The sequence below is a fragment of the Corallincola platygyrae genome, from assembly GCF_039544265.1.
Lineage (GTDB): Bacteria > Pseudomonadota > Gammaproteobacteria > Enterobacterales > Neiellaceae > Corallincola > Corallincola platygyrae.
Genome location: NZ_BAABLI010000031.1, coordinates 19,196 through 31,478, shown reverse-complemented (window position 1 = coordinate 31,478; position 12,283 = coordinate 19,196). Strand labels below are relative to the sequence as shown.

The 12,283-nt window shown below is 50.0% G+C and carries 13 protein-coding genes; 12 read left to right on the top strand and 1 reads right to left on the bottom strand.

The features are described from left to right. Window positions 1-3 precede the first annotated feature (3 nt). Window positions 4-993, bottom strand: coding sequence for a 1-aminocyclopropane-1-carboxylate deaminase/D-cysteine desulfhydrase (locus ABEA14_RS17340; RefSeq protein WP_345341772.1), 990 nt, complete (start codon window positions 991-993; stop codon window positions 4-6). A 155-nt stretch (window positions 994-1,148) separates the two neighbouring features. Between ABEA14_RS17340 and pilM the strand changes: the two genes are divergently transcribed. From pilM to ABEA14_RS17280, 12 genes are all read left to right on the top strand, one after another. Then, a complete protein-coding gene (pilM, locus tag ABEA14_RS17335) occupies window positions 1,149-2,054 on the top strand; it encodes a type IV pilus biogenesis protein PilM (protein ID WP_345341770.1) in 906 nt (301 codons plus the stop codon). Continuing rightward, window positions 2,054-2,650 (top strand): PilN domain-containing protein, encoded by a 597-nt coding sequence (locus tag ABEA14_RS17330; protein WP_345341768.1) that lies wholly within the window; start codon window positions 2,054-2,056, stop codon window positions 2,648-2,650. Before pilM ends, ABEA14_RS17330 begins: the two co-directional genes overlap by 1 nt. Then, window positions 2,643-3,293, top strand: a complete 651-nt coding sequence (gspM, locus tag ABEA14_RS17325) for a type II secretion system protein GspM (protein WP_345341766.1) — start codon at window positions 2,643-2,645, stop codon at window positions 3,291-3,293. Before ABEA14_RS17330 ends, gspM begins: the two co-directional genes overlap by 8 nt. 1 nt (window position 3,294) lies before the next feature. Continuing rightward, on the top strand, window positions 3,295-3,627 hold the full coding sequence (locus ABEA14_RS17320) for a hypothetical protein (RefSeq protein WP_345341764.1): 333 nt from the start codon (window positions 3,295-3,297) through the stop codon (window positions 3,625-3,627). A gap of 10 nt (window positions 3,628-3,637) precedes the next feature. Next, a complete protein-coding gene (mshL, locus tag ABEA14_RS17315; protein WP_345341762.1) occupies window positions 3,638-5,323 on the top strand; it encodes a pilus (MSHA type) biogenesis protein MshL in 1,686 nt (561 codons plus the stop codon). A 4-nt stretch (window positions 5,324-5,327) separates the two neighbouring features. Further along, window positions 5,328-6,236: an ExeA family protein gene (locus ABEA14_RS17310; protein WP_345341760.1), complete on the top strand. Its 909-nt coding sequence runs from the start codon at window positions 5,328-5,330 to the stop codon at window positions 6,234-6,236. Beyond that, window positions 6,233-7,441 carry a tetratricopeptide repeat protein gene (locus ABEA14_RS17305; RefSeq protein WP_345341757.1) on the top strand — a complete coding sequence of 403 codons (1,209 nt, stop codon included), beginning with the start codon at window positions 6,233-6,235 and terminating at the stop codon, window positions 7,439-7,441. Before ABEA14_RS17310 ends, ABEA14_RS17305 begins: the two co-directional genes overlap by 4 nt. Next, the gene (locus tag ABEA14_RS17300) at window positions 7,441-9,195 is read left to right on the top strand and encodes a GspE/PulE family protein (protein ID WP_345341755.1); all 1,755 of its coding nucleotides are present in this window, start codon (window positions 7,441-7,443) and stop codon (window positions 9,193-9,195) included. The genes ABEA14_RS17305 and ABEA14_RS17300 overlap by 1 nt, the downstream gene beginning before the upstream one ends. A gap of 6 nt (window positions 9,196-9,201) precedes the next feature. Further along, complete coding sequence (locus tag ABEA14_RS17295) at window positions 9,202-10,428, top strand: type II secretion system F family protein (RefSeq protein ID WP_345341753.1); 1,227 nt, start codon at window positions 9,202-9,204, stop codon at window positions 10,426-10,428. Between the two features lie 9 nt (window positions 10,429-10,437). Then, window positions 10,438-10,962: a hypothetical protein gene (locus ABEA14_RS17290; protein ID WP_345341751.1), complete on the top strand. Its 525-nt coding sequence runs from the start codon at window positions 10,438-10,440 to the stop codon at window positions 10,960-10,962. A gap of 69 nt (window positions 10,963-11,031) precedes the next feature. Continuing rightward, window positions 11,032-11,628 carry a type II secretion system protein gene (locus ABEA14_RS17285; RefSeq protein ID WP_345341749.1) on the top strand — a complete coding sequence of 199 codons (597 nt, stop codon included), beginning with the start codon at window positions 11,032-11,034 and terminating at the stop codon, window positions 11,626-11,628. Between the two features lie 25 nt (window positions 11,629-11,653). Continuing rightward, a complete protein-coding gene (locus ABEA14_RS17280; RefSeq protein WP_345341747.1) occupies window positions 11,654-12,172 on the top strand; it encodes a type II secretion system protein in 519 nt (172 codons plus the stop codon). Window positions 12,173-12,283: the final 111 nt, after the last annotated feature.

The following is a 12,283-nucleotide window of genomic DNA, read 5'->3' as shown; positions in this document are numbered from 1 at the left end:
TTTTTAGGCCATTTTTCTTAATGCATTAAGTTCAGCAGATAGATCTTCTGGTAGGCCTTTTAGCCACTGGGCTGGTGTATGAAAAATATTTCGATAGGCCAGCCCTTTTAAACCTTGCAGGCCACCTGTGTGAAGAAAAACAACCCGACTGCCTGACGGGATGGTTTGGCTTTCAATGGCTGCCAGCATGGTCAAAAAGGCTTTGCCTGTGTATACCGGCTCCAAGGGGACTTCCAGTTGCTCTGCCAGCGAGTTTAGTTCGGTAGCAAGATGCGCTGGTACTTTTCCGTATCCTCCCCAGGAAGGCTCGATCATAAGCTTCCAATTCTCATCATTTTCTCGCTCTATTCCTTCCAATAGGCCCCGGATTTTACTTTCCAGGCTGGCGTCTTTGACGACGGGCACTCCCAGGAGCTGGAGGTTGCTTTGATCTTTGGCAATAAGTCCGGCCAAGGTGCCTCCTGATCCTACTGCCGTCACCAAGCTATCGATTGGCATGTCCATCTGAGCGTGGATCTCATCCAATAACTCCCCCACGCCTGCCAGGGCATCTTTTGAAGTGCCGCCCTCTGGCACAATCAGCGCCTTGGGAAATTCTGAATGCAGTTTGGTGAGGTATTCAGAGTCGTGACGCTGGCGGTAGATGGAGCGATCGACAAATTTCAGTTCCATCCCCTGTTGTTGCGCCCATCTCAGGGTCGGATTATCAGGATCCGCTTCGCCTCGAATAATGCCTGTGGTTTTAAACCCGTATGCGCTACCAGCGGCCGCCAGTGCGGCAATATGATTGGAGAAAGCGCCACCAAAACTAACAATTTGCTCCCGACTTTCGGATGCTGCTTTGAGTAAGGTGAACTTCAGTTTTCTCCATTTATTGCCGGAAATCTGCGGGTGCAGTAGGTCATCACGCTTTATAAACAAGCGCACATTATGTCGGCGACAGACAGGCAGAGAGAGCTCCTGAAGTGGGGAGGAGTGCTTGAGAGCTCGCATTTTTATTAGAAGTTCGTCAATTTTTGCCACAGAGACAACAGTTTAGAGTTTTGGTTTATTGATAACAGAGCCTTTTCAGCGATAATCCTAAACGATACGGTGAAAACTGTAACCTCATCTAAAAGCCCTACAGAGGCTTACAACGGGAGATTTACATGCCGCTCGGTCGTCTTTTTGGCCGCAAAGCGTCTGGAGAGCGCATTGGTGTAAGAGTTGGAAACGACACTCTTACCCTATGTCGCTATCATGCCGGCGCACCCAGTACTATTTCTGCGGAGCGCTTAAGCCTCTCAGCGGAGCAGGATTTTGACGCGGCGCTTCATAGCAGCGCGGAGGCTCTTCCTGCCAATGCTTCCGATTGCCAAATTACCCTGGGCCCAAAGCATTATCACATTGTTCAAGTCGACCGACCCAGGGTTGATGAGTCTGAACTGGCCCAAGCGCTATCATGGGCTATCAAGGATCTTGTTCCTATCCCCCCAGATCAGATGGCGTTGGATTATTTTGAGTTGCCGGTACAGCCTGCAGGTGCCGATAAGATCAATGTCGTGTGCGCCGATACCAGTGTGCTTAAACCCATGGTGGACGTACTTCATAGTGCCAAATTGCCACTGAGCAATGTATGCGTAGATGAGTTAAATCTGCCAAAACTGTTTCCGGTGATAGATGAAGCCCAGTTGTTGGTTATTCAGCAAGAAAATGAAGAGCTGCTGTTGGTGATCGTTAAACAGGGCATGCTTTACTTTTCACGCCGGGTTCGAGGTTATGACCTGCTGGCGACAATGACACCAGAAGAGTTGCGTACTGGTGTGGTGGATAATTTGAGCCTGGAAGCACAGCGCTCGTTGGATTATTTCGAGAGTCAGCTACGTCAACCGCCTGTGAAGCAGATATTGGTGTCACTGCCGGGCGCTCATTCAGAGCTGATTATTGAACTACTGTCCGCCAACTTCTTTATTCCTGTGTCATCTTTTGAGCCTGAAGCGGCCGTTTCTGCAAATCTGGATTCGTCAGGTTTGTTAGGGCTTGCAGGCATTATTGCTTCAGAAGGGGCCAGCTGATGAAGCAACAGATTAACCTCTACGTTGAGAGCTTGAGGCCACAAAAAGAATCGCTCTCTCTGCCTATGGTTATGACCTCATGGGCTATCGCTGTTTTGCTGATAACCGTCGCTGCGTTTTGGCTGAGTAGCTCCCTCAGCAATGCACGTTATCAGCTCAACATGGCGCGCATGACTAACAAGCAATTGAATCAGCAGGTCGCAGATCTAACCCGAGAGCTGCAAGCGAGACAACCTTCTGCGGCGCTGACTCGACGTAAGGACCAAACTCAAGCCGAGCTGAAAGTGAAGAAGCAGCTGTTGGCTGAACTGCAGAACCGAGCGCCTTTGAAAAATCAGGGGTTCAGTCAGTTAATGTTGGAACTGTCCAAATACCACGACGATGACATCTGGCTGAATGGTATCAGGGCGAGTGAAACCCAGCTAGCGTTATCGGGTTTTACCCGCGCTTCGCATGCCGTGCCTCGTTGGGTGCAGCAGTTCCAACATGGAGAGCGCTTGCAGCAAGCGGGATTCAGTTCGCTCTCGATGAGCCGCGACGAAAACCAACGTTTAGTTTTCACGCTTAGCAGCTTGACGGAGACCGCAGATGAGTAGATGGCAGGCTTTAAATGCTAAGTATCATGCGCTGTCGATGCGGGAACGTTTGCTGATATTTGTATCAGGATTGGTATTGGTGCTGTTTGGCGGCTACAGCCTGTTTGTTGATCCGCTCTATTTGGATCTTAAGAAGACCCAAAGCGCCATCTATAAAACCGCATCTGAGCAAAGTCAGTTGCAAGCACAAATTGCCGATCTACAGGCTCGTCTGCGGAAAGACCTGAACAAGCTGCTTGAACAGGAAATTGCTGAAGCGGAAAAGGCGATTGCTGAAGTTGATAAGCAGTTACAGTCGCAAACCACAGATCTGGTACCCGCTTATCGTATGGCAGAAGTGCTGGAAGAAGTGCTATCCAAAGCCAAGGGCGTTCGCGTGTTGGCTCTCAACTCCAAGGCGCCTCAGCCAATGTTGGATCTGGTTGATGAGTCAGGGCAGCAGATCAACCTGTATCAGCATGGCATTGTGCTGAAGGTAGAGGGTAGATACTTCGACTTGATGCGCTTTATCGGTGCAGTGGAGGGTTTGGATACCCGTTTCTACTGGAAGCGCTTTGATTACGGTGTAGAGAGTTATCCCAAGGCCGAGCTCGAGCTTGAGCTGTTTACCTTGAGTACCAGCCGAACCTTTATGGGAAGTTAAGATGAAACGATGGATCCTGCCATTGTGGATATTGGTCGCATTGCCTTTGATGGCGGCCACACCATTGAAAGATCCCACTCGACCACCAGGGCGTCTGACCTCGACCGCTGGCGGTTCCGGACAAGCCGGCGCGGCAACTAATCTGGTGTTGCAGCAGGTGATCGTTAATGGCTCGGAGAGCTTAGCGATTATTAGTGGAAAACAATTACGCCGCGGCGAAAAAATCCGTGGCTACACCGTGGGCAAAATAAGCACCAATCAGGTCGAGCTGATCCGCGGTGAAAAACGAGTTCAATTGACGCTGTTCAAGTCGGTGAAACAGACGTCGAAATAGGAATGTAAGCATGTTGATGAAACGAAGTGTTGTTGCCTTGTGTGTCATGGCTGGATTACTGGGGTGCGAGACAACCCCCAAGACTGAACCTGCCGCACAGAAGCAAGCACTGCAAGATGCCATAGAGATCAATGCCGCTAATCAGCAGCCTTTGGCTGAAGTGACGGCGCCACCTGCCGATGTGATGGCCGAACTGATGCCTGCGGCGCCAGCGCAGCCAACCAAAGCAGGCGAAGCAATATTGAACGAGCGCCGGTTTGATATCAGTGCCGATGGTGTTTCATCTCGTCAGTTTTTTGCCAGCCTGGTTGAAGGTACCAAGTACAGCGTGGCAATCCATCCTCAGGTCACCGGCGAAATCACGCTGCAACTTAAGCAGGTGACCCTGATGGAGACCCTAGATGTGGTCTCGGAAATCTACGGTTACGATCTGCGTCGTACCGGCAATGTGCTGAATGTATTTCCTGCGGGCATGCGTACCGAAACCTTCTCACTCAACTATCTGTTTATGAAGCGGGATGGCGAGTCCCGAACCACCATCCTCACAACACGTTTGAGCGAAAGTGATAGTAGCAACAACAGTTCCAGCGGCGGTGATTTTGGCGATAGCTCCAGTGGCTCAAGTGGCACTGGTTCCGGCAGTGGTAGTGGCGAAGGACTCAGTGGCACCCAGATTAAAACTCGCAGCGAAACCGACTATTGGCTGGAGTTGGATACGATACTCAATACCTTGATCGGTGACGGTAGTGGCCGCAAGGTCATTGTCAGCCCGCAATCGGGCCTGGTAACTGTTCACGCCTATCCCGATGAACTGCGTAAAGTTAGCGAGTACCTCAAGAAGTCAGAACAAACCCTGCAGCGCCAGGTGCTGCTGGAAGCCAAGATTATTGAAGTCACACTCAATGATGATTACCAGCAGGGTATTAACTGGCAGAGAGCAGTCAGCCATATTGGCAGTACCGATTTCAACTTCACTACGACAGCACCTACGTTGGGTAACGAGATCACCACGGGTTTGGGCGGTATAGTCAATCTGAGTTTCTCCAACAGTGATTTCAATGGTGTGATATCGCTGTTGTCGACTCAGGGTGAAGTCAATGTGCTGTCCAGCCCCCGAATTTCTGCGTCGAACAACCAGAAAGCGCTGATTAAGGTGGGTACCGACGAATACTTTGTGACCGACGTTTCGACAACCACGGTGACAGGTACGGCTACATCCACTACGCCAGACATTGAACTGACTCCATTCTTCAGTGGGATCTCTCTGGATGTAACGCCGCAGATCGATCAGGATGGCGGTGTGTTGCTGCATGTGCATCCGGCGATCACGGATGTAGCAGAAGAGAGCAAGGTGATCACTTTCGGTTCCGACACCATCGACCTGCCTTTGGCGGTGAGCGATATTCGCGAAACAGACACCATTATCAAAGCCCACAGCGGTGATGTCGTTGTTATTGGTGGTTTGATGAAGTCGATGATTGGTTATACGGATTCCAAAGTCCCTCTGCTGGGAGATATTCCATTCATGGGTGAATTTTTTACCAACAAGCGTGAGTTTGAAAGTAAATCTGAGCTGGTTATCCTGATTAAACCGACCCTGATTGAGCGTGGTAGCTGGAACAAGGAACTGGAACGTTCAGCCGAGCTGTTGAAGCGCTGGTATCCAGAGGTAGACGACGCGGAGAAAGCGTTCTGACATCATGTACCTGTATCACTTTGGGTTGCGTGAGCTGCCTTTCACTCTAACTCCGAATACGGAGTTCTTCTTCGGTTTGCCAGCGCATCAAGAGGCGCTGGCAACCTTGCTAACAGCATTAAAAACTGGCGAGGGCTTTATTAAAGTCGTAGGCGAGGTTGGTACAGGTAAAACCCTGATATGTCGAAAGCTGCTCAACGACCTGCCTAACCACTTCGTTACTGCGTATATTCCTAACCCTTACATGAATCCCGAAGAGCTACGTTTCGCCGTGGCAACGGAGCTAGGTGTTCGTACGACGGGTAAACCGGATCAACAGCAGCTCACTCAACGGATCCAGGACAAGTTACTGCAGTTACACCAGAAAGGGCATTCCGTTGTGTTGATTCTGGATGAAGCACAGGCTTTGCCAGAAGAAAGCTTAGAAGCACTGCGCCTGTTTACGAACCTGGAAACCGAGCGACGTAAATTATTGCAGGTGGTGTTGTTTGGCCAGCCTGAGCTTAATGCTCGGTTATCAGGTGATGCACTGCGTCAGCTTCGACAGCGTATTACCTTCTCTTACGACCTGAGGGCGCTAAACGCAGATGAAGTGTTTCAATACATCAGCTATCGACTCAAGGTGGCTGGCAGTCAATTGCCAGAGTTAATCAGTATGCCGGTAGCAAAAGCGATACACAGGGGGAGCCGAGGCATCCCCAGATTGGTCAATGTACTAACACACAAAGCGTTGATCCTGGCCTATGGTCAGGGACGCCATCAACTGACCAGAAACGATGTGCGATTGGCGATAGAGGATACGGATGATGCAACACGGAGTCGTCTGATGATCTGGTCATGGTTTGGCGTTGCTGCCGTTTCTGGGTGTGCTGTCCTGCTTGCCTGGCAGTTTGGGTTGAGGGGCTTGTTGTGAGTGTGATTAATCAAATGCTCAAGGATCTTGAGCAGCGTGATGGCGATAAGAAACCGACGCCAGCACCACAAACGCCTCTCGTTAAGCCGGCTAAATCTAAATCTCCAGCTCTCATGGTGATGGGAGTTGCTGCGGGCGCGCTTGTGTTGGCTGGCTTGGTCCTGGCCTACTATTTGTCGTCCTCACATCCTGCAAATCCAGGCAAGGGGATTGTGGGTGATTCAGTGTTGGCCTCAGGCACAGGTGCTGAAGCAGGCGCAAAGCCACAACCCGTATCAGCCGAACCAAGTGACGCGATAGAAGTTAAATCTGCTGAACCGGCCGACCTTGCGGGACCGGCCGAGAAACTGTCCCGCATCGCGCAACAGCGGGTACCGCAAGCACCGGTCAAAGTCGACATGGCGAAACCAGCGCCAACGCTTGAGTTGGCAAAACCCGAAGCGCAACCGGCACCGCCAAAGCCGTCCCCTTCCGCAGATTCAGGTGAATCTGCGTTAACTCCTATCACCGTTAAACAAGAAGCCAAGCCCCTGATTAAATCGCAGCAGGAAGGCGTTCCGCTGGTAGCGGAAATGCAAGAAGTGAAACCCGCCGTAAAGAAAGTAGCGATTAAAGAAGTTCAGCTATCACAATCGGAGTTAGCACTTGCCAAGTACAATAAAGCAATAGAGCGGGCCGATGAAGGCAAGATCGAGCAAGCACAAAAGCTACTCCATGAATCTCTGGCGATTAAACCAGATATGCATGATGCGAGAGCTAAGTTGGCCAGCTTGTACTACGGTCAGCGCAATACAGGAAAAGCGGTTGCTCTGTTAAACAAAGGTGTAAAGCTGGAACCAGCGAATGCCGAATTCAGATTGATGTTGGCGCGTATTTACCAGCAGGGAAAAAATGAACGTCAGGCACTGGCCTTTTTGAACAAAGGTCCGATGCCACCAGCGGAAGAGACAGATTTTCATGCACTTAGAGGTGCGCTAGCGCAGCAACTGAAAGACTATGATGCAGCCGCAGACAGCTATCAGCGTTTGGCAGTGTATCAACCAAATCATGGCCGTTGGTGGCTCGGCTGGGGCATTGCTGCAGACGCCAAAGCCGATTATGCATCGGCGTTAAATGCGTATCAGCAAGCGGTAGTGATTGGCGGTGTTTCAGATGCCGCAATGAGCTATGCGAAACAACGAATTGAACAGATTGGGGGGCAGTAATGGCGCAGGCTAAGTTACGCATGCGACTTGGGGATTTGATGGTGCATGAGTCCATCATCACCGAGGAGCAGCTTACCCAAGCCCTTCAGGCCCAGCGCAGTGGCGGCCGAAAACTAGGGGCGACCCTGATTGAATTGGGACATGTAACAGAAGAGCAGCTGCTCCAGTTTCTCTCTCAACAGCTGAATATTCCTTTTATCGACCTACAGACGTTGCGCTTGGATCCCAAAATAGCGCAGCTGCTGCCTGAAGTGCATGCGCGCAGACACCGCGCGCTGGTATTGCAGGATAAAGGTGCCAGTCTGCTGGTGGGCATGAGTGACCCGGCGGATCTAAATGCGCAAGATGCGCTGGCCATGTTGCTGAAAAAACCGCTGGATCTGGCTGTGGTTAAAGAGTCGCAGCTATTTGAAGCGTATGACCAGCTGTATCGTCGAACCGCCGAGATCGCGTCGTTTGCGAACCAGTTGGGGGAAGAATATTCCCAAACGGAAGAGTTTTCGTTAGGTGGTAGTGACGATGATGAAGAGGGCGAAGGCTCTACCGTTGCCCGCTTGCTGCAATCTATCTTTGAAGATGCTGTACAGGTGCGAGCTTCCGATGTGCATCTGGAGCCTGATGAAAATGCGCTGCGCATCAGGCAGCGTGTCGATGGGATTTTGCAGGAAAACATACTCGAAGAATCGCGCATTGCATCAGCACTCGTATTACGTTTGAAGTTGATGGCGGGTCTGGATATTTCCGAGAAGCGCCTGCCTCAGGATGGTCGTTTCAATATCAAGGTTCGCGGCCACTCGATTGATGTGCGTGTATCTACCATGCCGGTGCAACATGGTGAATCTGTGGTGATGCGTTTGCTGGACCAGTCGGCAGGTATTCTGACCATGGAGCAAACGGGATTACCGGATGATCTGTTACATCGCTTACGAGTGCAGCTTAAACGCCCCCATGGCATGGTGTTGGTAACAGGCCCAACCGGTAGCGGTAAAACAACCACGCTTTATGGCGCTTTGAGTGAATTGAATGAGCCGGGCAAAAAGATCATTACGGTCGAAGACCCGGTGGAATACCGTTTGCCGCGTATTAATCAGGTACAGGTAAACAGCAAGATTGACCTTACCTTTTCCCAGATCTTAAGAACAACACTTCGTCAGGACCCCGACATCATCATGGTTGGTGAGATGCGTGATCATGAAACTGTTGAGATTGGCCTGCGTGGCGCATTGACCGGGCACTTGGTGCTAACCACTCTGCATACCAATGACGCAGTGACATCTGCTCTGCGCTTGATTGATATGGGGGCTGCTGGCTACTTGGTCGCGTCAGCACTTCGAGCTGTTGTGGCTCAACGTCTGGTAAGACGTATCTGCGAAAACTGTGGTAAGCCCCACGACCTGACTGACAGTGAAAAAGTTTGGTTGGAGAGCATTTGTGGTTACTCACTGACAGATAAGGTATTTCACAAAGGCGTTGGCTGTCAGTCATGTAACTACACTGGCTATAAAGGCCGTATCGGTGTGTTTGAGTTGTTGGAACTGGATGATGCCATGATGGCTGCCCTGCGACTAAATGACCCTGAAGCCTTTTCGCAAGCGGCTAAACGTAGCCGAGGGTTTAAGCCATTGGCTGAAGCCGCGTTGGATTACGCTTTTAGTGGTATTACTACGGTGGAAGAGGTGCTACGTCTGGCCGAGCATGTCGAACACATCCCCGAGGCCGTTAAAACCCAGCCTTCCGAAGTTATGGAAGAGTAACCGCCTATGCCAACCTTTGAATATCGAGGAAGAGATAACAGTGGTAAGGAAGTTAAAGGCGTGATTGACGCCGCTTCTGCCAATGCGGCTGCGGACCTGTTGGCACAGCGGCAGGTGATCCCGTTACAGGTTTCAGCCAGTAGCGCGGCTGCAGGTGGTGAAGATTTTGATATTCGAGATCTGCTACCTAATCGTGTTGGCTTGGATGAACTTTCTTTGTTCACGCGCCAAATGTATTCACTGGCTAAGGCCGGTGTACCTATTCTTCGGGCTATTCAAGGGCTTTCCCAAACCGCCAGCTCAAAAGCATTAAAAGAAGCATTGGCAGAGGTTGCCCAAGAACTGGAAGGTGGCCGTACTATTTCCACCGCCCTGAGTCAGCACCCCAAAATATTCAATCGCCTGTTTGTTGCCATTGTGCATGTTGGGGAAAACACAGGGCGTCTGGAGGAGGCGTTTTTGCAGCTTTCAGGTTATCTGGAGCTGGAAATTGAAACCCGCAAACGGATTAAGACTGCGCTTCGTTACCCTATGATGGTGGTTGGTTTCATTGTGGTTGCCATGGTGATCCTGAACATCATGGTGATCCCGGCGTTCGCTGACATGTTTAAGCAGTTTGGTGCGGATCTACCCTGGGCCACCAAAGTGTTGATTGCTACCAGCAATTTCTTTGTCAATTACTGGTGGGCTTTGTTGCTGGGGCTGATCGGCATTATTAGCGGCTTTATGTATTGGAAGCGCACACCGAAAGGGCATTGGCGCTGGGATAAGTTCAAACTGCGAATGCCGATCGTAGGGGACATTATTAATCGCTCGACGTTAGCCCGTTACGCTCGAAGCTTTGCCTTGATGCTGCAATCCGGTGTACCGCTGACACAAGCCCTAAACTTAGTTGCTGATGCGGTCGATAACGAGTTTATGGGACAAAAGATCCTCGATATGCGGCGAGGTATTGAGCGTGGTGAAAGTTTGCTGCGCACAGCGAATGCGTCTGACCTGTTTACCCCACTGGTGATGCAGATGATTGCTGTGGGTGAGGAGACCGGCCAGGTTGATGACTTGCTGCTTGAGGTTGCTGAATATTACGAGCGGGAAGTGGATTACGATTTGAAATCTATTACCGCGCGTATTGAACCCATTTTAATCATCGTTGTCGCTGTCATGGTGATTATTCTGGCACTGGGCATCTACCTGCCTATGTGGGACATGATGAGTGCCATTAAGGGAGGTTAATCAAGGACGATGACGGGCTCTGAAAATCGACAGTTGGAAACCGAGCGCAAGCTGATTTACTTTCTGCCCGCGCTGGCAGTTGTAATGATTTTTGCTGCTGTCCTGCTTCGGAGTCAGGAGGATACGCAGGAAGAGGTGGATAGCGCTCAGTTTCACCAGTTAACGAATCTGTTTCTGGTGCATCTGAACATGGTTCGTACCCAATGGAACATTCATGGGCGACCAGCGCAGACTGAATTGAAGGGAATGCTGGTAAAGATGGGGAGTTTGGGCATTCCAGACCTTAGAACCCCTCACGGAAGCTATAACTGCCAGGCTTTGTGGCGCTTGATGTTAGACAAACCTATGTTGGTCAATAAGCGCCCGATTACAGCGCTGGCGATGGTAGATAAACGGTTGGAAAGCGAATATTGCCGTTACCTGCTGAGTGATGAAGTGTATTTCGATGTTGATTTACGTCATGGCACATTGTCACAACGAGCAGAAAAATTAAGAGCGATCCAACAAAATGGCAATGAAATGCTGGGCAAATAGCTGATATGGCTCTTATATTAGGGCTGTAGTGATCCTAAATTTTTAACTGAAGTTGACAGGTTAAGTATGATGAAACAACAACGCGGCTTCTCACTGATTGAGTTAGTTATCGTCGTGATTATTCTGGGTATTCTGGCAGTGACCGCCTTACCCAAGTTCCTAAATGTTACGGATGAAGCTGAGGCCGCCAATATCGAAGGGATCGCAGGCGGATTTGCCACTGGTGTGTCGCTGGTGCGTGCGCAGTGGGAAGCAGAAGGTCGCCCAACAGAGAACAATGTAAACTCAATTTGGTATGACGGTACCCGAGTTTATCTGACAGAGGAAGTTTTTGAGGCCGTATCTCCAGGCTACCCCTTGGCGACTAGCCCTCAAGCAGACGTTGCTTCAGCTGATTGTTTGCAGGTCTGGGATGGGATTTTACAAAACCCACCTACGATCACCGATAGCCTGACAGACCTGAATAATACAGACAACAAGAATGCATTTAGGTACTTTTCTACTAAAAATACCAACGCAAATGATACGTTCTGTAGCTATTTCCTTGTGACCACATTAGATAAAGACGGCAACGGTCTCTTCGTGTCGCCTGGAGATAACACTGTTGGCAATAACTTCCAATACTTCCCTGCAACGGGTCGTGTAACCATCAACATCAATAACTAATTGATTGAAATTCTGAGGTAACAAAATGAGAAATCAAAAAGGCTTTACGCTGATTGAGTTGGTGGTGGTGATCATCATCCTGGGTATCCTAGCTGTAACCGCGGCACCTAAATTTATCGATCTGCAGGGTGATGCTCGTGCATCTACCATTCAGGGGATGAAAGCAGCGTTGGAAGGTGCATCAACCCTGACTTATAGCAAATCTGCAATTGCCGGTTTGGAAAAAGCAGATTCTGATTGCCTAGCGTTGGCCGGTGATCAGGCTGCTGCAACATGTGCAGCAGCCAATCTGAATGAAGTCAACGTAGTTTATGGTTATCCGGAAGCAACAGCAGTGGATTTGGGTAAAGTGCTGGAGATTGACTTTGCCAATGATGATCGAGAGTGGGATGCAGATGAAAGTGTTGCCAATACCGTCATTATTACTCTGCGTAACACGGCTGCCGTCGATCCACTTGATGATACTGAATGCCAAGTTCGCTATGTTGAAGCTGTTGATGAAAACAGCAGACCAGTCATAACACCTGAAGTTACTGGTTGTTAATTTCTGGTTTGGTATAAAAAAGGCGCCTCAGGCGCCTTTTTTATTGCCTTTGTGGAAGGGGTCAAGCCTTCTAAATCCCATCTATGCTATTTAAGTTAATTAACTCAATTT